Origin of the sequence: Trichocoleus desertorum ATA4-8-CV12, from assembly GCA_019358975.1 — a bacterium.
Taxonomy (GTDB): Bacteria; Cyanobacteriota; Cyanobacteriia; order FACHB-46; family FACHB-46; genus Trichocoleus; species Trichocoleus desertorum_A.
Map to the genome: position 1 here is coordinate 119643 of JAHHIL010000002.1, position 20503 is coordinate 140145.

17 protein-coding genes and 1 pseudogene are annotated in these 20503 nt (G+C 48.5%); 14 read left to right on the plus strand and 4 right to left on the minus strand.

Annotated elements, in window-relative coordinates; genetic code table 11:
- Positions 1 to 432 precede the first annotated feature (432 nt).
- Positions 433 to 1404: an AEC family transporter gene (locus KME12_03105; GenBank protein ID MBW4486761.1), complete on the plus strand. Its 972-nt coding sequence runs from the start codon at positions 433 to 435 to the stop codon at positions 1402 to 1404.
- Positions 1405 to 1587: 183 nt separating this feature from the next.
- Here the strand turns inward: KME12_03105 and KME12_03110 are convergent.
- Together KME12_03110 and KME12_03115 are read right to left on the minus strand one after the other, a co-directional pair.
- Positions 1588 to 1791 (minus strand): annotated as a pseudogene (locus KME12_03110) (hypothetical protein).
- 134 nt (positions 1792 to 1925) lie between these two features.
- Positions 1926 to 2471 (minus strand): phosphoribosyltransferase, encoded by a 546-nt coding sequence (locus KME12_03115; GenBank protein MBW4486762.1) that lies wholly within the window; start codon positions 2469 to 2471, stop codon positions 1926 to 1928.
- 155 nt (positions 2472 to 2626) lie between these two features.
- Between KME12_03115 and KME12_03120 the strand changes: the two genes are divergently transcribed.
- The 4 genes from KME12_03120 (at position 2627) to KME12_03135 (ending at position 6136) form a co-directional block, all read left to right on the plus strand.
- Positions 2627 to 2923, plus strand: coding sequence for a hypothetical protein (locus KME12_03120; GenBank protein MBW4486763.1), 297 nt, complete (start codon positions 2627 to 2629; stop codon positions 2921 to 2923).
- 12 nt (positions 2924 to 2935) lie between these two features.
- Positions 2936 to 3190 (plus strand): DUF4926 domain-containing protein, encoded by a 255-nt coding sequence (locus tag KME12_03125; protein ID MBW4486764.1) that lies wholly within the window; start codon positions 2936 to 2938, stop codon positions 3188 to 3190.
- A gap of 42 nt (positions 3191 to 3232) precedes the next feature.
- Positions 3233 to 4555 carry a hypothetical protein gene (locus tag KME12_03130; GenBank protein ID MBW4486765.1) on the plus strand — a complete coding sequence of 441 codons (1323 nt, stop codon included), beginning with the start codon at positions 3233 to 3235 and terminating at the stop codon, positions 4553 to 4555.
- A gap of 96 nt (positions 4556 to 4651) precedes the next feature.
- On the plus strand, positions 4652 to 6136 hold the full coding sequence (locus KME12_03135; GenBank protein ID MBW4486766.1) for an MFS transporter: 1485 nt from the start codon (positions 4652 to 4654) through the stop codon (positions 6134 to 6136).
- On the opposite strand, the gene KME12_03140 is transcribed toward KME12_03135, so the two are convergent.
- Complete coding sequence (locus tag KME12_03140; GenBank protein MBW4486767.1) at positions 6133 to 9438, minus strand: PAS domain S-box protein; 3306 nt, start codon at positions 9436 to 9438, stop codon at positions 6133 to 6135. The genes KME12_03135 and KME12_03140 overlap by 4 nt on opposite strands.
- Before the next feature lie 543 nt (positions 9439 to 9981).
- Between KME12_03140 and pstS the strand changes: the two genes are divergently transcribed.
- From pstS to psb27, 5 genes are all read left to right on the plus strand, one after another.
- Entirely contained in the window at positions 9982 to 11115 is a 1134-nt protein-coding gene (gene pstS, locus KME12_03145; protein MBW4486768.1) for a phosphate ABC transporter substrate-binding protein PstS, read from the plus strand.
- Positions 11116 to 11187: 72 nt separating this feature from the next.
- Positions 11188 to 12141: a phosphate ABC transporter permease subunit PstC gene (pstC, locus tag KME12_03150; protein MBW4486769.1), complete on the plus strand. Its 954-nt coding sequence runs from the start codon at positions 11188 to 11190 to the stop codon at positions 12139 to 12141.
- Positions 12142 to 12196: 55 nt separating this feature from the next.
- The gene (gene pstA / locus KME12_03155) at positions 12197 to 13087 is read left to right on the plus strand and encodes a phosphate ABC transporter permease PstA (protein ID MBW4486770.1); all 891 of its coding nucleotides are present in this window, start codon (positions 12197 to 12199) and stop codon (positions 13085 to 13087) included.
- A gap of 282 nt (positions 13088 to 13369) precedes the next feature.
- Positions 13370 to 14176, plus strand: a complete 807-nt coding sequence (pstB, locus tag KME12_03160) for a phosphate ABC transporter ATP-binding protein (GenBank protein ID MBW4486771.1) — start codon at positions 13370 to 13372, stop codon at positions 14174 to 14176.
- A 230-nt stretch (positions 14177 to 14406) separates the two neighbouring features.
- A complete protein-coding gene (gene psb27, locus KME12_03165) occupies positions 14407 to 14799 on the plus strand; it encodes a photosystem II protein Psb27 (protein ID MBW4486772.1) in 393 nt (130 codons plus the stop codon).
- A 212-nt stretch (positions 14800 to 15011) separates the two neighbouring features.
- Here psb27 and KME12_03170 read toward each other — a convergent pair whose 3' ends face one another.
- Positions 15012 to 16064 carry an adenosine deaminase gene (locus KME12_03170; protein MBW4486773.1) on the minus strand — a complete coding sequence of 351 codons (1053 nt, stop codon included), beginning with the start codon at positions 16062 to 16064 and terminating at the stop codon, positions 15012 to 15014.
- 290 nt (positions 16065 to 16354) lie between these two features.
- Between KME12_03170 and KME12_03175 the strand changes: the two genes are divergently transcribed.
- From KME12_03175 to KME12_03190, 4 genes are all read left to right on the plus strand, one after another.
- Positions 16355 to 17695 carry an adenylosuccinate synthase gene (locus KME12_03175; protein MBW4486774.1) on the plus strand — a complete coding sequence of 447 codons (1341 nt, stop codon included), beginning with the start codon at positions 16355 to 16357 and terminating at the stop codon, positions 17693 to 17695.
- 190 nt (positions 17696 to 17885) lie between these two features.
- The gene (locus KME12_03180) at positions 17886 to 18503 is read left to right on the plus strand and encodes a 50S ribosomal protein L25/general stress protein Ctc (protein ID MBW4486775.1); all 618 of its coding nucleotides are present in this window, start codon (positions 17886 to 17888) and stop codon (positions 18501 to 18503) included.
- Between the two features lie 107 nt (positions 18504 to 18610).
- Positions 18611 to 20146 carry an AAA family ATPase gene (locus tag KME12_03185; protein ID MBW4486776.1) on the plus strand — a complete coding sequence of 512 codons (1536 nt, stop codon included), beginning with the start codon at positions 18611 to 18613 and terminating at the stop codon, positions 20144 to 20146.
- A 30-nt stretch (positions 20147 to 20176) separates the two neighbouring features.
- The gene (locus KME12_03190) at positions 20177 to 20497 is read left to right on the plus strand and encodes a hypothetical protein (GenBank protein ID MBW4486777.1); all 321 of its coding nucleotides are present in this window, start codon (positions 20177 to 20179) and stop codon (positions 20495 to 20497) included.
- The last annotated feature ends 6 nt before the right edge of the window (positions 20498 to 20503 follow it).

The window sequence follows — 20503 nt, forward strand, 5'->3', positions numbered from 1 at the left end:
GCGCTTCTGGATAAGGTAAGTGTCCCAGCAAGGTCTCGCCATTCGGTCCTACGGTTGGCTCTGCCTGGGGTGGAGCCACTGTACCATTAGAAATTTCTGAGGTGGGTGCAGGACTTTTCTGGGCTTGGGAGAATAACCAAACGCCGCTGAGGAGAGCGATCGCGCTTAGCCCCACTACTCCCAAAAGCCATTGTCGAGGCAGTTTAGGTTGAGGTTGAATCTCTGGGGTTTCCCGCACTGCTTCAGGGATGTCGCCCAGTGAAGCAGGAACTTGCGGTGGTTTTCCAGGCAGATCTGGATTATTCAAATTTCAACTCCTGCCTTGAGGTCGCAGCATAACAACTCAAGCGATCGCAATATTACGATCGCAATATTAAAAATTGTAGACCGGAGCCGATCGATCGACCGTACTCGTCTTCCTTTGATCCCACCATGCCTAGTTTAGGAATTAGCCTCTTAAAACTTTATGTGCCCTTGATTGGCTGGGTACTGCTGGGGCTAATTCTAGGCCAACGCCTTTCCCCTGCGATCGCTGCTATTTTAGGCAAATTTCTCTTTTGGATTGGCGTCCCGATTAGTATCGTGGCATTTTTGCGGCAGGCTAGCTTGAGTGGCCCTATTTGGATTGCTCCCGTTGCCGCCTGGGTTGCAATGCTTTTAGGGGTAGGGCTGGCTTGGTTGTGGTGGCAACAATACCACCCACCACACCCTCCACATCTCAATTGGGCTTCAGGATTAGCAGACAGGGCTTCTAGTGTCAGCCAACCTACCCAAGGCAGCTTTTTATTAGCGGCAATGGTAGGGAATACTGGATATTTAGGCTACCCAGTCATACTGACTTTGGTTGGGTCAAAATATTTTGCTTGGGCACTGTTCTACGATTTACTCGGAACCACCTTAGGCGCTTACGGGCTGGGTGTGCTGATGGGGGCGCACTATGGCATCGGGAGCCAGTCTTCTGGGTGGTTAGCTCAGGCTCTGATCAAAAACCCAGCGCTTTGGAGTTTAGGGCTGGGACTAATGCTACGAACTGTCCCCTTGCCCCTAGCAGCAGAGCAAAGTCTTTATTTAGCTGCTTGGAGTAATGTAGCTTTGTCTTTAATTTTGATTGGAATGCGATTGAGCCAGGTGTCTTCTTGGCGCAGTCTTCGGCTCGCTTCCATTAGTGTTGGCATCAAGATGCTGCTAGTGCCCTTGCTGCTCGGCTTTGGATTGTGGCTGATTGGCATCAAAGGGTCTGCTCAACTGGTGATTGTGCTGCAAATGGCCATGCCACCCGCGTTTGCCACGCTCGTAATTGCCGAGGCTTACGATTTAGATCGAGATTTAGCCGTAACTGCTCTGGCGGTGGGTTCCACAGGTCTTTTGTTTACCTTGCCACTTTGGTTATGGTTTTTCAGCTAGGCTGTTGGCGCTCCAGTTCAGGCGCTGCACTTAGCCTGCCCAACTGACATCCTCACCCGTGCTATTCACGGTGGGCAGAGGCTTAGTAATCGGTACTTCTCGCCGCAGCGAATCTTTTGGTATTTCCGATTGAGACTGCCGCCCTCTAGGAACCTGCTGCTCAGGTTTGCGCTTTTGAACAGCTTGGCGCTCAGGCACAATCACTTTTTGCATCAAATACTCAATGGTTTGCTGCTTAACCCAACCGCGTGTTACCAGAATGTCACCAAAGCGCATTCCCGTTAGCTTTTGGTCATTTAAGGCCACATCAATTTGCCCAGGGGTTAGCAAGCCAGCTTCCATCAAGTATCCACCCAACCGCTTTATATGACTTGCGTGATCTGGCATTGGTTGCCTCTCCGAGCGATCGCTTCTGTTCGGCATTTGTTCGGCCTTGTGATCTCAGTCTATCAAGCTGCTTTGGGTCTACTTCACAGTCCGAAATCCTAATTCCTAAAATTTACGGAACCTACATTTTCAACCTAGATTGACTGAGATTGAGCATTGGTGGGCGGCGCGATCGCCTGAGGTGCTGCTAAATCCGCTGGGTTCATTTGCTCATACTTCTCAAAGGGTTGATGAATCCAAGGATTGTCGGGTAAGTAATCTACGTAATAGTCCGGGGTAATGACAGAACAAGCTTTATACCAAATCGCAGCCGTTCGGACTTCTTCTACGTAAAATCCATATTTGCGATCGAGCCAAGTTAAGGTGCGCTGTAGTGTAATCCCCGAATCTACTAGGTCATCAACCAGCAAAATATGACTGCCTAAGTTAGGTGTAGTCATGGTGAGATCACGGGAAAAAGTAATCGAACCTCTGACTTGATTGTTCAACCCGCCATAAGAGGAAGTAGCCAAAATTGCTAAAGGTTGGTTATAGATGCGTGACAAAATATCACCGACACGCACCCCCCCTTTAGCCAAACAAATAATTTGATTGAACTGCCAATTGGACTGATAAATCTTGGCGGCAAGCGCTTCAATTTTTTGATGGTACTCAGTCCAAGAAACGTGAAGATCCACCATAATCAATTGAGAAGTGAGAATGATGAGAATGATACCTTGCTTGGGGCGATCGCTTTTAACAAAACTTGAACAAGAGATTATCCTTCAAAGTATGAAGCTAATTCTTGAAGAGCCATTTATCAGCTGACTCCTAATCAGAAAATGCAGTTGTTGATATTCGTAAACTGCGTAATTACTGCCTTAATCCAAGACACAATGATGGAAAGCACAAAGCTCGGCTATTTTCCTCGATTCTTGACATGACGGCTGACAATGCTGAAGAATTACGTCAAATTTTGCTTGAAGCCATCAAAACTCATGAGGCTCAATTAGGAAGACAGGATGAGTTTGGACAACGCTACACTCTCGATTTCATAATCGAACGGCAAGCTAGAAGTGCAACTCTACGAAGTGGCTGGATCATTGAAAATGGTTCAGAGGTGCCAAAGTTAACGACCTGCTATCCTCTGTAATTAATGGAGGTAATGAGCACGATGAATAATACAGTCAAGTTGCTAGATGTGGTTGCCCTGACCGTTGACCTTCCCCAGTACAATTTGTGGCGTGGGCAGGTTGGAACAGTTGTTGAAACACTAGCAGATGGTATTGCATTCGAAGTTGAATTTAGCGATCGCAACGGGCGTACCTACGAGTCTTTAGGGTTGCGCCCAGAACAAATGATGGTTCTGCATTTTGAGCCAGTATCACCCGATTCAAAAGCTGAAATGCTTACAGTGTAAACAGTGCACTTTAATTTTTCCCTAGTTCCTCTTCCAGCTTGGATGCAGAAGAAAAAGTTGATTTTGTGGGTTTGCGGGGGCTGTATCGGCTTTGTTAGCTTGCCTGTGCTGTGGATCTTGGGCGGTAATTGGGTCGCTCACCAGCAAGAAAACCAGTCTCAGCAACAATGGCAAGCACTGAACGCTCAGTTTGACCATGCGGGTGCTAACCAGTCAGCCTTACAGCTAGAAGCCTTAAGTGCGGGTTTGGGAATTAACTTGCTGGGCGTCAAAAGCGATCGCCCCCTTCTGTCTCAAGCAGAAACTAAGCAGGCTGAGTCGATTCATCAAGAACTACAAGCATTTTTAGAACGGCAACTAGAAGATAATACTGATGCGATTGAGCCAATCCCTCAGCGCTTGCAGAACTATCTAAAGGTGCATGCAACCCAGCTAGAGGCTATCCGTCAGCAAGGGTTACAAGGTGAAATGCCCCAGTGGGAGTCAGCTACCCCCTATCCTGATGTCACGCAAGTGCGGCCTACCTTTGCTGGCTTCGTCAAACTTCAACGCCTGCTGATTGCGGATGTCTTAGAGAAGCATCGACTGGGGCAAACCGAAGCTGCGATCGCCAGTCTGGAAGCAAGCTGGAAACTGAATCAAGCTTTGCGCGATCGCCCAGAGCTGATGAGCCAAACTGTGGCCCTGATTGTGACCAAAACACAAGCAGGCACCCTCCGCAAAATGGATCGCTTACCCCCCGTCTGGCAGCAGCGCCTGATGGAACACGACTATCGTCAATCTTTTCAGACCGCACTGAACTGGGAAAGCTGGCTCGTGGCTGATGTGATTCGTAAAACTGATTTACAAACTCAGCCAGAATCCCTATCGGGGGTATCAAGATTTTGGTATTCACTCCGCCAACCCTATTTACGCTTGGCAGCTTTGGATGCGGCTAGCAAAATGCGACAAGCTTACCGATCGCTTCCCCAAGAAAACACCTGTCTCTTTGATGCTCCCACTTTCGATATGGACTTAGATACCTCATTAGCTACCTGGAATGGTGAGAGAGGGGTAATCTTGTTTGGGTTTGCTCAACAGTGGCGAACGGCAGGCTTCTTGATGATCGATCTAGAACTAACTCAAAAAGTTCTAAAGACCAAAGCGGCGATCGCCCAGCCCCAGACAGAACCCCAGCCTCAGCTAAAACCTGTCAACTCGACCCACCGACCCTCTGTTGTTTGTCCTCATGCTGGGTGGATCTATCGAAACTTGCCAGACCAAGGGTGGTCTCTCACCTTTAGCCAAACGCTAGAACGACCTGCCCAGGAAGTCAAGGGTCTAGTTCTACCGTTAACTTATCGTGCTAAAGCACAGAAACTCTAAGAGTTTCTGATAGTTTTGATAAACCCTTTGTGAGTGAGCAAAGATCTTGTCTCATTCCATACCAAGGGTTGCTCTTTTTTGCCCTTTCTAACTGCTATGAACGACCCCTTCTCCACTGCGGACGCTGCCAACGTTTCAGAAGACAAGCTGAGTTTAAGTACCAAGCTGGCCTATGGAGCGGGAGATTTGGGGCCTGCAATTACAGCGAATTTGCTGGGCGTATTTTTGTTGTTCTTCTTCACGAGTGTGGCAGGACTAGGGGCAGGGTTAGCCGCCAATATCTTGATGATTGGCAAGGTGTGGGATGCAGTCAACGACCCGGTTGTCGGCACATTGAGCGATCGCACAAAGAGTCGCTGGGGTCGGCGGCATCCTTGGATGATTTTTGGAGCCATACCCTTTGGCATTTTCTTCTTTTTACAATGGCTGGTGCCCCGCTTTAGCGATAACCCTGGAACCAACCAGTGGGGGTTGTTCTGGTATTACGTTGGCATCTCGATTTTGTTCAACACGTTTTACACAGCTGTCAACCTACCGTATACCGCTTTAACGCCAGAACTTACCCAGGACTATAACGAGCGCACCAACCTCAACAGTTTTCGCTTTGCCTTCTCCATTGGTGGCAGCATTCTCTCCTTAGTGTTAGCCCTAGTCGTTTTTAATACAGTCAAGGCTGACTCTGCCCAGCAGTATCTCGTTCTCGCTGGCGTCTGCACCATTTTGTCAGTGCTGCCGATCTATTGGTGTGTTTGGGGCACCAGAAAACGAGTGAGTGTCACCGAACGACAACGCCAAGCGAGTAGTGATGGTACTGACCCTTTACCCTATTTGAAACAGCTACGCATTGTCTTTAGCAATCGCGCGTTTCTTTTTGTAGTTGGTATTTATCTTTGTTCTTGGATCGCTGTGCAAAATACAGTTGCAGTGATTCCTTACTTTGTCGTTAACTGGATGGGTCTATCCCAGAACACCTTCACTCAGGTGGTACTGGTCATTCAAGTGACCGCTTTAATCATGCTGTTTGTCTGGAGCCGAGTGAGTGAGCGGTTGGGTAAAAAAGCGGTTTACTTCATGGGCATGAGCTTGTGGATCATCGCTGAAATTGCTCTATTTTTCCTCCAGCCAGGGCAAGTACTGCTGATGTTTTTTCTGGCCTTTCTAGCGGGATTTGGCGTGTCAACTGCCTATCTGATTCCTTGGTCTATGATGCCCGACGTGATTGAACTAGACGAGCTACAAACTGGACAGCGCCGTGAAGGAATTTTCTATGGCTTTATGGTGCTGCTCCAGAAAGTAGGACTCGCGTTCGGCTTATTTATGGTCGGCAAAGTTTTAGATGGAGCGGGTTTTATTGCGACCACTTCCGGACAGACGCCGCCCCAGCAACCTGAATCTGCTTTATTAGCAATTCGCTACTTAGTGGGGCCGTTACCCATCGTATTTCTGCTTCTGGGGTTAGGCTTGGCATATTTCTATCCCATTACTCGCGAAGTTCATGCTGAAGTTCTTTTAAAGCTTAGAGAGCGCAAAGCGAACCAAGGTAAAAGTCCTCACTCCGATGCTCCTGAGTCAAGCCTTTAGGCATCGATAGAGACGTCAGAGCCGTGCTGAATCGGCAGTGTTAACAAAAAAGTAGTCCATCCCGCCCCACTTTCTACTCGAATATTGCCTTTCAGCCGTTCTGCCAGTCGTTGGACTAGAGCCAAACCCAGACCTGTGCCACCTTGCTTCCAGGGGTCAGCATTCGGCACCCGATAAAATTTTTCAAAGATCCGAGGTAGCTCGGTGGCAGGAATTTCTACTTGATTGCGAAACGCCAAAGTAACGCTGGCTTTGCTTCCGGGCAGTGTGTTTTGGGGTTGGGGTTGGTAGTCAACCTGGAGGATAATCTGGCCTTGGGGTGGGGTGTATTTGCAAGCGTTGTTGAGCAGTTCGGCAATAATTCGGTTTAGGCTAGCTCGATCCGACACTAAGGGTGGAGGCTGTGACAAGAACTCTAAGCGCAAGATTTGTTGGTGCTGTTGCGATCGCGCCCGAAATGGTTCTAAGAGTTCGGGGAGCCAATCCTGCAAATTGAGTGACTCCACCACAAACATGGGATAAGAAGCAGCTTCAAGACGCTGTAAATCCAGAAGATCGTTGATCAGCTCCGCTTCACGGGTACATTCAGTCTGCAAAATCTGTAAGTAGCGCTCTTGTCGCTCTGGACTGGGCGCTATCCGCAGCATGTGAATCGCCATTTTCATGTTGGAGATGGGAGTCCGAAGCTCATGAGACACGGTGCTGAGGAAGTCATCTTTGAGCCGATTCAGCATCTCCAGTTCAGCCACTTGAGTTTGAGCTTTTTGGTAAAGGCGGGCTTGGCGGATGGCGATCGCGCACTGGTTTGCCACTTGTTGCACTAAGCGAATTTCTAGCTCATTAAAGACTGAACGGTTGGAACGAAAAAGCCAGAGATCTCCTAGTACTCCTTGGTCATCCAAGATCGGACAAGCCAGGATGGTAGATGCATGATGGATCTCTCGTACTCTAAAACCTGCATAGATCGAGAATTGTAAATACTGACCTTGTAAAAGCCGCTGGTAAACTTCTGGTCTATCAGCCATCTGAATGGTGTGACCAACCCCGGAAGGGCCAGTGCTGTAATCATGACTGATGGTAGAAGCTGTGTGGTCAAAATTGTAGAGTCCGGTGTCACAGCAGATCGTACCCAAGCCCTGCGCTAACTCCTTGACAGTTGTGCTCAAGATGTAGTCTTCATCTAAACTATCGCGTACCTTATCGGTGATCCGCTTTAGCAGCGCTTCAAAATCTAGGGCTTGCTGTAGTTGCACCGTACGCTCTGCCACTTGCTGCTCTAGATCGGCATTTAAGCGTTGTACTTGCTCGTAAAGTTCCGATTGTTGAATGGCGATCGCCAATTGAGTAACGAGTCTTTGCAATGAATCAATTTCAAACGTTTCCCAATGACGCGGCGCAGAGCATTGGTGAACACACAGCAAGCCCCACAGCTGATCATTAGAAACAATGGGCACTAGCAAATTTGCTCGGATCTGGACTCGCTCTAGCAGTTCCAGATAGCAAGGCAGATAATTTGCTTGGTAAACATCATCAACCGCAGAAATCCGCCCCTGCTGATATTGGCCACTGTACTTTCTATCAAAACAGGGATCTTGGAGTGCGACATTCATCACTGATACACAATCCAATGCCACTGATTCCACGATAAATTGTCCGGATTGCCCAGGAATAATCTGATAAATGGCAGCCCGCTCAACTTGGAGCAGGTTCCGCACCTCAGTCACAGCGGTCTGGAGAATGTCATTCAAGTGCAGCGATCGCCGAATTCGCAAAGCAATATCAGCCAGTAAGCGATCGCGTTCTACCTGTTGCTGGAGCTGTATTTCTGCCCGCTTACGTTCGGTAATATCCTTAAATGTGACAACCGCACCTTTTAAGATCCCTTGCTCACGGATGGGCGTACTTGTGTATTCCACTGGAAACAGCGTGCCATCTTTGCGCCAAAACACATCTTCTAAGCCCTGCCGCACCACCCCATCCGCAAATACAGCGTAGATTGGGCAGTCTGTTTCCAAATGAGGCGTCCCATCTGCCCTGGAGTGATGAATCATGGCATGCATGGGTTTTCCGATCAACGCCTCTGCTTCCCAACCCACCATTCTAGAAGCAGCTGGATTCATGAAAGTCACGTGGCCTTGAATATCTAAGCCGTAAATGCCCTCCCCTGCCGAGTTTAAAATCAACTGGTTTTGATGGCTGAGGCGTTCTAGCAACTCCTGCGATCGCTTTTGCTCGGTAATATCTGCAATCATCGCGATCGTGCCATTGACCTGTCCCTCAACGTTATACAGCGGCCCGACAGAAATGGTCAGATCAATCTGGGTATTATCCTGCCTTTGACGATGCACCTGTAAGCCCGTGAACGTCTTGCCCTGGCGTACATTTTGATAGAGCTGTTCAAATTCGGCTTGTTTACCATCAGGCACAATGGGCAGGGGTTGCCCCACCACAGCTACGTTTTCCCAGCCAAACAAAGCTTCGGCAGCAGCGTTCCATAGCTTCACATTACCCGCCTCATCCAGAGCAACAATGGCCAAGGGAGCAGTTTGGATCAACGCTTGCAAAACCTGATTCGTGTCTTGTAGTACTGCCTCAATGCGTTGATGCTGAGCAATCTCTGTCAAAAGCTGTTGCTCATGATTTTGAATTTCTAAATTTACCTGTTGGCGGTATTGACGAAAAAATCGACTCAGCCTTGGAGCTTCTTGTAGAAGTGGATCTAGATGTTCTTGCGCCCGCTGGTCAAATTCATAGGTGACTTCAGGATGCGTCTCTACCCAAACATGGCACAACTTTATATAAGCGAGAAGTACGCTCATATGGTTATAGTGGTAAGCCCCCAACACTCGACGCATCTCACTTTGGCAAGCTTTGGAAAGATCCAAGTTCAGGAAGACGTAAATTGCCCCGTTGAGAATACTTTCTTCCAGCAATGAGTTGGGTTCAGGCCATGTGATCAAAGGTACAGTTTGAGCCGCCAAACTATCAAGGTAAAATTTGATACTGGTTCCTTTAGGAGGCGGAGACTCTAATAACTTGACCACCTCAGAGGCCGACATTCCTAAGGGTCGCAAGGCGCAACTGTGGCAAATCATGCAGTAAGGAACGGCACAGTAGCGTGACAGATAAGCTGCGAGCTTCTCTTTAAATAAAGGTGGCAAAGGATTGTTAAGATAAGCAAACAAAGTCTGCTGCCAGAGATTCTCTAAAATTTCTGGAGTTGGCTGAGCAGGGGCAAAGAAAGGTGGAAAAAAACCTAGCCGTTCTTCTATTTCTGCTTGGATTTGTTCGCTAGTTCGCATAAGGCTTGCGAGTGGGATGCGGAAGGCAATTTCTGCTTGGTGTCTGTCGTTGATTTAAGCTCAGGCCCATTTCTAAGGTAATGACTTCGAGCTTACCAATCTCTCAACCATGCTCCTCAAGCTGAGTCATGCGACAAAACATTTCTTAAATATTTCTGCCTATTTTGTCGGCACGTAACCTTCATTTGAATTCAATATAGTTGCTTTAAGCCAGGTGCCATTCTTGAGGTTTATTTCAACACACCAGCCTTCAAGTTTAACTGAGAAATTAATTCAGCTTTTGAAGCTACACCACTTCACTAATCAGTTTAATTTGCCCTCGGAAATGAATATTAGCTTTATATTCACCGAAACCCAATAAGCGTCCCAGGCTCCTGAGCTTTGGCTCTGCTAGTCATTCTTAAAAAATAAGATCTGATTTTAGGTTTTGCCCTAAAGTTCTAGGAGTCCTCATGCCCTTGTTAACCTAATCTTTACACTTTAGTTGTATTCTTCTCCTCGTTTGGTAGCAAGCAGTTCAGTAAAATTACTCGGAACCTGACCATGTCGCTTCACTTCAATCTTGCTCGTCGAGCTTTTCTGACCTCCGCGATCGCACTGACGGTCGGTTTGGCTTCTTGCCAACAAACTCCCCCCAGCGGGCCTCAAGGCGGTAGTCCCGCGCCGGGCAATACTGCTGCCAATACCAATGCAGGTGGCGGTCAAACCATTGCTTTAAGCGGTGCCGGCGCTAGCTTCCCTAATCCGTTGTATCTACGCTGGTTCTCTGAGTACAACAAGCAAAACCCCACTGTTGAAATCAGTTACCAATCGGTTGGTAGTGGTGCTGGCGTTAAGCAATTTTTGGCCCAAACCGTAGACTTCGGTGCTTCAGATGCACCTCTACAAGCGGAGGAGCGACAAGGATTCCCCGCTCAGCGCGGCCAAGCTATTCAAATTCCCATGACAGGCGGCTCTGTAGTTTTTGCCTACAATCTAGATGGTGTTGACAACCTCAAGCTATCGCGCGAAACATACTGCGGCATTGTGCAAGGTGAAATCAAAACCTGGAATGACCCCCAGATTACCCAAGCTAATCCCGGAGTGAATCTCCCCAACACCCCCATCACCTTTGTTCACCGCTCTGATGGTAGCGGCACCACCTTTATCTTTACGACTCACCTCAAAGCTGCCTGCCCCAACTGGACCGCAGGTGCTTCTAAAGCGGTAGAATGGCCCGCTGGTTTCGTTGGTGCTAAAGGTAACGAAGGTGTCACCGCTCAAGTGCAGCAAACTCCAGGCGCGATCGGCTATACCGAGTACTCCTACGCCAAAGAGAACAACCTCAAGTCAGCCTCCATCCAAAATAAAGCAGGCGAATTCGTCGCACCTACCCCTGAGTCATCTGCCAGAGCTTTTGCAGGCGTGACGGTTCCGGAAGACTTTGCCCTAGTCATTCCTGATCCAGAAGCCAAAGAGGCTTATCCCATCAATGGTTTGACCTGGTTGTTGGTTTACAGCCAGTACGACGATCCAGCTAAAGCAGATGCGTTGAAAAATATGGTCAAGTGGGCACTCTCTAATGGAGATCAATATGCTCAGGAATTGGGCTATGTGCCATTACCAGATGATTTAGCCAACCGAGTCGTTGCAACTCTTGATACCATTAAGGTTGCCGCAGCGACCCCGGCACAGTAATCGATCTGGGATCTGGTTTTCCGTAGGCGGCTCCCCAGCTCCTACGGAACGTTTTTATTAGTAGAGGAAATCATGACTTTGCTGGCCAGAGATTCTCAAGCACCACTTCGGGCTCGGTCTCCAGTTTCCCGGTACATTGATATTGGCTTTAAGGGGCTTACGGGCTTCTTTGGCATTGCTATCGGTCTAACCCTACTGGCGATCGCTTGGCAGGTAGCGAACCAATCCTGGCCTGCAATTCAGGAATTTGGCTTGAGTTTTTTGACGTCTACTACCTGGAACCCCGTTACTAACCAATACGGAGCCTGGCCAGCTATTTATGGCACTCTGGTCAGCTCTTTTATTGCCCTGCTACTGGCATTACCTGTCGGCGTGGGGGTAGCGCTGTTTCTAAGTGAAGATTTCTTACCCCCCCGTATCCAACAGCCTTTAGTTTTTCTCATTGAGTTACTCGCAGCCATTCCCAGTGTCGTGTACGGATTGTGGGGAATTTTCGTCCTGATTCCCTTTCTCGGCAAGCAGGCACTGTGGCTCCACCAAAATCTCGGTTGGATTCCTTTCTTTAGCACCCCGCCTAGAGGGCCAGGGATGTACATCGCAGGTGTCATTCTGGCGATTATGACTCTGCCAATTATTGCTGCAATTTCTCGCGATGCGTTAGTGTCAGTGCCACCTGAACTCCGGCAAGCTTCCTATGGTTTAGGGGCAACTCGTTGGGAAACGATTTTTAAGGTTATACTGCCGTCTGCTTTTTCCGGAATCGTTGGCGCTACAATGCTAGGCTTGGGACGAGCTTTGGGTGAAACAATGGCTGTCACGATGGTCATCGGCAACGCCAACACTGTCAGCCCATCAATTTTTTCTCCAGCTACTACGATCGCCTCTCTTTTAGCAAATCAGTTTGCCGAGGCATCAGGGTTACAAATTTCTTCGTTGATGTACACGGCCCTAATCTTGTTTGGCTTAACGCTAGTAGTGAATATTCTGGCTGAAGTCTTGGTACGGACGATGCGGCAAAGCTTGTAGTTTTACCGCTCAATTGCAGATTTAGTCGGAATCGGGTCTAGCAAATAGTGCTTATATGGCTAATCTTCCACCTTCCTTATCGTCGGAGCCTTCGTCTCGCAGCTTGATGCGATCACCGACTTCACCCCGGACCTTGTTTTCCACAGCCATGACTGGGTTGGTGTTTTTGGCAGCGGCGATCGCTTTATTACCTTTGATAGCAGTGCTCACCTACGTCATCGTCAACGGTGCGGGTCGCCTGAATCTGGACTTGTTTACCCAATTGCCGCCGCCCCCATTAGTGAAGGGAGGTGGGTTTGGTAATGCCATCGTTGGCACTTTGCTCACCGTCGGCATTGGCGCAGCTATCAGTATTCCAGTCGGGATCTTGGGCGCAATCTTTCTCTCAGAGTTTGCTAGAGATACAACTCTCGCCTCTTGGATTGACTTCTTCAACAATGTGCTCAGCGGCGTGCCTTCGATTGTAGTCGGTGTTTTCGCTTATGGCGTTGTAGTGCTCACTACAGGCACCTTCTCAGCAGTTGCCGGGGGAGTCGCCTTAGCTGTTCTAATGTTGCCTATTATCGTTAGAACCTCAGCAGAGTCACTCGAATCTGTTCCCAATGAAACTCGCCAAGCTGCATTGGGCTTAGGCGCGACCCAATTTCAAACCGTGACCCGTGTCGTTTTACCTGCGGCGATCCCAGCTATCTTGACAGGCGTAATGTTGTCCGTTGCGCGGGCTGCGGGCGAAACCGCTCCTCTCATTTTTACAGCTTTATTTAGCCAGTACTGGGTTCAAGGTGTCATGCAACCGACTCCTACCCTATCCGTACTGATTTTTAATTACGCGATCGCACCTTACAAAAATCAGCAAGAACTTGCTTGGGCTGGATCACTGGTTCTTCTTACCTTAGTGTTAGTGACCAGCATTCTGGCCCGTTGGATCACTCGGCGTAAAAGTTAATTAGGGATTGATTAATTTTACTTAGCCGCGTGAAAAGAAAGATTGAATAGAATGTAAGATAACGGTGCGTACTCATAGATGTTTGATGTTTGCGATCGCCTGCTTTGAGAGTTGGCTGCACCCGGAGATTTGGGTCTCAAGTTTATGACTTAATTGGATAAATATGTTTGATAGCAACGCTTTGCATCTAAAGCAAGGTTGCTGGCTTTAATCTGAACACAAAGCATTCTGAACCATTTCAACAGCTTAAGAGGCGAACTAAATCCATACTTGGGTTGATTTATGCATACTAATACTCCAGTTGCCAGTCAAACTGAAACCGTTTTACACACAGAAAATCTAAATGTGTACTACGGCAATTTCCGGGCCCTCCGCAATATCTCAATGGATATCGCCAAAAACCAAATCACAGCTCTCATTGGTCCCTCTGGCTGCGGTAAAAGTACCTTACTTCGATGCTTCAATCGCCTCAATGACTTGATCAAAGGGTTTAGAGCAGACGGTAGAGTTTATTACCATACTCAAAACCTTTACGCCTCAGAAGTTGACCCCGTAGAAGTAAGACGCCGGATTGGCATGGTGTTTCAAAAGCCCAATCCTTTTCCTAAATCAATCTACGATAACGTCGCCTTTGGTCCTCGCCTCGTGGGTTACAAAGGTGACATGGATGAGCTAGTCGAACAATCGTTGAAGCAAGCAGCCATTTGGGACGAAGTCAAAGACAAACTCAAAGACAGTGGCCTAGCTTTGTCCGGTGGTCAACAACAACGGTTGTGTATTGCCCGCGCGATCGCGGTTCAGCCCGATATCATCTTGATGGATGAACCTGCTTCAGCACTAGACCCCATCTCAACCCTCCGCATTGAAGATTTAATGCAGGAGCTGAAGCAGCAATATACAATCGTGATCGTGACGCACAATATGCAGCAAGCGTCTCGTGCCTCTGACCGGACTGCCTTCTTTAACGTTGAGGAAAACGAAAAAGGCGGACGCAGCGGCTACTTGGTGGAATACGATCGCACTGAAATCATTTTCCAAAGTCCGCAACAGCAGATTACGCAAGAATATGTAAGCGGTCGCTTTGGTTAATCAGAGCTAGCTCCACGCCTGATTGCTGACAAACTTGGGCTGACAAACTTGAATCGTTGCGCTTAATTTCTGCATCCAGCAAAATCTTTTTTGTCTGGATTATTTTTTTGGGAGAATTTCGTATTTGCGCTCGATACTTATCTCTAAGGAAGGTGATCCCCCAGGACCGATACAAGATAGGATTACGTTAATTTTGTTATTCAATCCTGTTCTTTTTCGGTTAACACATTATGAAGCGTTATCTGTCACGTTTGCTAGCTCTAATTTTGGTGGTTACGGTTGGTCTGACAGGATGCAGTGGCGACCAGCTCAGCGGCAACTATCGTCAAGATACCCTTGCTCTCGTTAACAGTTTGAGAGAAACTATTGAGCTGCCCCAAGATGCTCCTAACCGCGTCCCCCTTCAAACAGAAGCTCGGCAAAAAATCAATGACTTTGCCTCCCGGTACCGCCGAGATAGCTCCGTAACCAAGCTCAGCTCTTTCACCACGATGAGAACAGCCTTAAATGCTCTGGCTGGTCACTATAGCTCTTACCCCAACCGTCCCCTACCCCAAAAGCTCAAAGATCGTTTGACGCAGGAGCTGACTCAAGTCGAGACGTCTCTCAACCGAGGCGCTTAATTTCCCAACTTAAAAATATAGCCAGTTGACATCGTAACTTTCGCCGCAGATTAAGATCTCCCCGTTAGTTAACGTCTTACGATCGCATTTTTGGCATTTTTTCATTTCAACAAAATCGCCGTAGACCCGAATCTCTGGATCTACGGCGATCGCTTTATTAAGAGGTTGGTTTAGTTGGTTTAGTTGGTTTAGTTGGTTTATAAGGGGTTGGCTTAATTGGCCACACTACGAACCAACTCGGATGACTTCTCATCTTCCCGCAGCACTTCCGTCAAGATGGAAGCAGGGCGTTGCCTGTGAGGCCAAGCAAACGCATGGTTAAAGGCGGCATCCTGGCAAGCTTGGAGTTCCTTAAAGCCGATGACATCGTAGGTCAATAGGTTCTCGTATTCAAACGGGAGACGGACATTGTGCAACCCTGCATTATCGGTACAGATAGCGATATCTACGCCTGCTTCAAAGCAGCGATCGAACACGACTTTAAGTTGCCGAATGTCTTCTAGAGTGCCAGTTTTGAGGTACGTCGTTGGGCAAACTTCCAGACACTGATTTTGTTGAGCCAGCTCTGGCAAGAGTTCTGGATACCGCAGCGGAATCTGAATGCCGTGACCAATTCGCATCAAGTAAGGCAAGAGTTCTGGATAACTGCCATCTGTGGTTTCGTACACATGCCCAGTCGTATTGAGCCCCAGCGATCGCGCATAGGCGTACAACTCAGTAAACTCATCCAAGCGATCGGCGTAGTAAGCATCACCCCCTGCTAAATCAATGCCGCAAACATAACTAGGCATCTGGGCTGCTAAATCGACAATGGCCCGATTCACCGCATAAGGAAGACGGGAGTGCATGCACAAAATTTGGGTGGTGACGATTGGGTATTCACTCAGCTGACTGGCTTGCCCCACGATCTCCACAATCTGAGCCATCTGGTCAATGCGATCGTTCTGAGATAAGTGATCTGGCGTCCGTAGGTAAGGCGTGTAGCGCAACTCCAGATACGCCAAATTCTCAAAGATATAAGCACCCCGAATCAGGCGATAGATAAAGTAAGGTAATGTTTTCGCGGTCTGGACATTTTCTACCAGCGTATGTAATTCTAGATACTCATCTAGGGTTTTACGAGGCCGAGTGTAGAATTCCTCAAACTCTGGGTACTCTGGAAAGCGTTGAGCTAAATCTGACTGACTGCGATGAAAGTAGCGCCAGAGAACCCGGGGAACAACTGAACCGCCTAAGTGACGGTGTAGCTCAGCATATAAAGCCACGGCAACCTCTTGTTCAATAATTTAAAGTTGACAATCGCCTGCCTGCGTAGGGAGAAAAATAGCAGATTGACCTAGCAAACTATCTGCCATGTTTAGCCCCAGTCAGTGGCTTCTGCTAAATTGTGTGAATCCTTCTTTAACTATAGACAAATCTCTTGGAGACAGGAGGGGTTCACCCGAAGGCCATTAGGCTATTAACAGACTTGATCAACTTCGATTTTGAGGTTGACACTTGTCACGTTGGTTGCCGATAATCGTAATTTGTGTGAAGTCTAGCACTAGAAAAACCCTTGGCTAACGTAGTTGTAATTGGGGCCCAATGGGGCGACGAAGGAAAAGGTAAAATTACCGACCTGCTCAGCAAATCAGCAGATGTTGTTGTACGTTACCAAGGGGGTGTCAATGCTGGGCACACCGTGGTGGTCAAGGACAAAACTTTTAAGCTGCATTTGATCCCTTCTGGCATTCTTTATCCCGACACAGAATGCATTATTGGGTCTGGCACGGTTATTGATCCCAAGATCTTAATTGAAGAATTGAATCAGCTTGAAAAGTTGAATGTTTCAACTAAAAATCTGCTGATCTCGGAAACCGCCCATGTGACCATGCCCTACCATCGCTTGATTGACCAAGCATCGGAAGAGCGGCGCGGCAACCATAAGATTGGCACCACTGGGCGCGGGATTGGTCCCACCTATGCTGATAAATCCGAGCGGACTGGCATTCGGGTGCTCGATTTAATGAATCCGGAGTCTCTACGGAAGCAGCTCAACTGGGCGATCAACTACAAGAATGTCATTCTAGAAAAGCTGTATAACTTAGCACCGCTTGATCCAGAAGCAGTGATTGCCGAGTATCTCGAATACGCTGAGCGGTTGCGGCCTCACGTCGTCGATTGTTCGCTCAAGATTTACGATGCCATTCAGCGCCGTCGTAACATCTTGTTTGAAGGTGCCCAAGGCACACTCTTGGATCTAGATCACGGAACCTACCCTTACGTCACCTCTTCCAATCCGGTTGCGGGTGGAGCTTGTGTGGGTGCTGGTGTTGGCCCCACGATGATCGATCGCGTCATTGGTGTGGCAAAAGCCTATACAACTCGTGTGGGTGAAGGCCCTTTCCCAACGGAACTAGATGGAGAAGTGGGTGAGTTGCTCTGCGATCGCGGGGCTGAATTTGGCACTACCACGGGTCGGAAGCGACGTTGTGGCTGGTTTGATGCCGTGATTGGGCGCTATGCAGTTCGCATCAATGGCCTAGACTGCTTGGCTATTACCAAGCTGGACGTGCTGGATGAATTGGACGAAATTAAAGTTTGCGTCGCTTACGAGATTGAAGGCCAACACTGCCAAGACTTCCCTAGCAGTTCCCGTCGTTTTGCCCACTGCAAACCCATCTACAAAACCCTGCCTGGGTGGAAACAATCTACAGCGGATTGCCGTGCCCTAGATGATTTGCCCAAGCAAGCCTTGGACTATCTGAAGTTCTTAGCTGAGTTGATGGAAGTGCCGATTGCGATCGTGTCTTTGGGAGCTAGCCGCGACCAAACCATCATTGTGGAAGACCCCATCCACGGGCCGAAGCGGGCTTTGCTCTATGCCAACGGTTCACCGATCGCGGCTGAAGTTTAAGCCAACCGCTCTTCGCTACAGCCATTAGAGGCTATTAGAGAGATATGCCTGGGTGGAGAAGGCGATCGCTTCCCACTTGGGCTTCTAAAGCCCAGCGCACCTCAATGTCAAGTATCTCTCTACCCTTAGTGGGGTTTTAATCAATGTGCTCTGTGTTAAACTTAAGGGCCATAGCCGAGCACATTTTTTTATGCTACTGAACCTGGAATGTCAAAAACGGGAACCTGGAACCAAGCCTAGAGCGCTACGACGGGCTGGTAAAGTTCCTGCTGTTTTGTATGGGCATAAAGGGGCAGAGTCAATTTCCTTAACCCTGAGCACCAAAGTAGCAGAAACCTTAGTTGAAAAAGCTACTCTAAACAACACATTGGTGCAACTGAGCATCCCCAGCTTGGGATGGAATGGTAAGACCTTGTTGAGAGAAATCCAGACCCATGCTTGGAAGCCCTCAATTTATCACCTCAGCTTCTTTGCGATCGAGTCTCAGTCCAGCATCCACGTTGAGGTTCCTATCCATCCGATGGGTGATGCACCAGGCGTCAAGCTAGAGCAAGGTTCTCTAGATACGGTTTTGACATCAGTTCAGATTCAATGCCCTCCTGGCAGTATTCCTGACTTTATTGAAGTTGATATTTCCGACCTCCATGTAGGCGATATGGTCCATATCAAAGATCTCAAACTGCCAGAAGGAGCGGCTACTCTAGAAGATCCAGAGCAGGTAGTGATGATCGTCATTGGACCTAGAACTAGCGCCGCTGCATCTGGAGAAGAAGCAGAAGCAACTGCTGGAGATACTTCAGCCACATAAGTTTGAAATGAAATTGCGAACCAAATAGAGCTACAACAGCCAGGTTTAACCCTGGCTTTTTTGTGGGATAGGTTGTTTTGGACTGAATTTACTGGATATTAGAAGGTATGACAGACACTTCTCTTCCTCCCTTTATTCAACAGATGCTGGAGCCAGGATTTTATCCGCATCCTGTCGTAGAGCCGATCCAGCTGATTCAGACTCATGTTTCCTATGTGCTGCTGACGGGTGACTATGCCTATAAAGCCAAAAAACCCGTCAACTTTGGCTTTTTAGACTTCGATACCCTAGAAAAACGCCGCCATTTCTGCGAAGAAGAAATCCGCCTCAATCAACGGGGTGCGGCTGAACTGTATCTAGAGATTCTGCCATTGACCCAAGATGGCGATCGCTACCAACTAGGCGGCTCCGGCGATCCGGTTGAGTACGTGATTAAGATGCGGCAGTTTCCCCAAGAAACGCTATTCACTAATTTGTTCGATCGGGGCGAACTAACGGCTGCGCGTTTGGTGGAGTTAGCCCAAGAACTAGCAAACTTTCACGCTAAGGCAACCAGCAGCGACTATATTCGGAGTTTTGGTGAGGTAGACCAAATCCGAGTGGCGATCGATGAAAACTACGACCAAACCCTGAAGTATGTGGGTGGGCCACAAACTCAGCAGCAACTGGACGAAACCCGAAACTACACCGATCGCTTGTTTGCCGAGCACAAAGCTTTATTCGATCGCCGTATTCGCAACGGTTGGATTCGGGAATGTCACGGTGATGTGCATCTGCGCAATATTTGCTTGTGGCAAGACAAAATTTTGCTGTTTGACTGCATTGAGTTCAACGAGCCGTTCCGCTTTGTTGATGTTATGTTCGATGTGGCTTACATCGTCATGGATCTGGATGCCCGCGATCGCTCAGACTTGAGCAACGTTTTCTTGAACGCCTACGTGGAGCAAACTGGCGATTGGGAAGGACTACAAGTTCTACCTTTCTATCTCAGTCGGCAATCTTATGTCCGCGCTAAAGTAACTTCATTCTTGCTGGACGACCCGACTGTACCTGAAGCTGAGAAGCAAGCTGCCAAAGAGACCGCAGAGCGCTACTACCGCTTGGCGTGGCAATATACCCAACCGCAGCAGGGACAATTGATTTTGATGTCTGGGCTGTCTGGAGCAGGCAAGAGTACTACGGCTCGGCAGTTGGCAGGTGAGATCGGTGGCATTCATATTCGCTCCGATGCGGTGCGGAAACATTTAGGCGGCATTCCACTCCATCAGCGAGGGAGTGCGGATCTTTATACGCCGGAGATGACCCAGAAAACTTATGATCGCCTGCTCAAACTCGGCACGACCTTAGCATCAGCAGGCTTCCCGGTCATTTTGGATGCTAAATACGATCGCCAAGTGTTACGGGCCGAGGCGATCGCTCAGGCTCAAGCCCATCAATTGCCGCTGAAGATTCTCTATTGCACCGCTCCAGAAGATGTATTGCGCGATCGCTTGCAGCAACGCACTAATGACATTGCCGATGCCACAGCGGATTTGCTGGCTCAACAGCAGATGGAGTCATTTACGGCGGATGAGCAAGCTTTTGTGATGACCTTGGACACGACCCAAGATTTGACATCTCAACTTAAACAGACTCTGCAATAACCGTAGAGGCAGGAGAAAAAGGCGGTGGCTATGGCTTCTAGGTTTTCAGGCGGATTTGCAGTCGGGCTGAAGTGGTCTTTATTCTTTCTGCTCTGCTTTTTCATCCTGGGTTACTCCGCTGTCTTTAGTATCCTCCTTGCCTCTATGGGGGGATTTGCAACTAGTTTGATTACAGATTGGTGGAATGCTAAAGGGGAGCCCTCCCCTCCCACCACCTCGGATGCAGTGGAGAATCGAGAGAGTCAGCCTAAGGCGGAACGAATCCTAACCCGCGCTAAAAAATGGCAACGAGTCACGGGCAATCGTCGCAGGCGTCTCCCCAGATTAAAGTGGCCGTTTGGCAAAAGGTAAAATCGA

Bases quoted from the DNA above. Each gene is read 5' to 3' on its own strand.
- KME12_03105 (MBW4486761.1), top strand. From the start codon at position 433: ATGCCTAGTTTAGGAATTAGCCTCTTAAAACTTTATGTGCCCTTGATT.
- KME12_03115 (MBW4486762.1), bottom strand. From the start codon at position 2,471: ATGGTGGATCTTCACGTTTCTTGGACTGAGTACCATCAAAAAATTGAA.
- KME12_03125 (MBW4486764.1), top strand. From the start codon at position 2,936: ATGAGCACGATGAATAATACAGTCAAGTTGCTAGATGTGGTTGCCCTG.
- KME12_03130 (MBW4486765.1), top strand. From the start codon at position 3,233: ATGCAGAAGAAAAAGTTGATTTTGTGGGTTTGCGGGGGCTGTATCGGC.
- KME12_03135 (MBW4486766.1), top strand. From the start codon at position 4,652: ATGAACGACCCCTTCTCCACTGCGGACGCTGCCAACGTTTCAGAAGAC.
- KME12_03140 (MBW4486767.1), bottom strand. From the start codon at position 9,438: ATGCGAACTAGCGAACAAATCCAAGCAGAAATAGAAGAACGGCTAGGT.
- pstS (MBW4486768.1), top strand. From the start codon at position 9,982: ATGTCGCTTCACTTCAATCTTGCTCGTCGAGCTTTTCTGACCTCCGCG.
- pstC (MBW4486769.1), top strand. From the start codon at position 11,188: ATGACTTTGCTGGCCAGAGATTCTCAAGCACCACTTCGGGCTCGGTCT.
- pstA (MBW4486770.1), top strand. From the start codon at position 12,197: ATGGCTAATCTTCCACCTTCCTTATCGTCGGAGCCTTCGTCTCGCAGC.
- pstB (MBW4486771.1), top strand. From the start codon at position 13,370: ATGCATACTAATACTCCAGTTGCCAGTCAAACTGAAACCGTTTTACAC.
- psb27 (MBW4486772.1), top strand. From the start codon at position 14,407: ATGAAGCGTTATCTGTCACGTTTGCTAGCTCTAATTTTGGTGGTTACG.
- KME12_03180 (MBW4486775.1), top strand. From the start codon at position 17,886: ATGCTACTGAACCTGGAATGTCAAAAACGGGAACCTGGAACCAAGCCT.
- KME12_03185 (MBW4486776.1), top strand. From the start codon at position 18,611: ATGACAGACACTTCTCTTCCTCCCTTTATTCAACAGATGCTGGAGCCA.
- KME12_03190 (MBW4486777.1), top strand. From the start codon at position 20,177: ATGGCTTCTAGGTTTTCAGGCGGATTTGCAGTCGGGCTGAAGTGGTCT.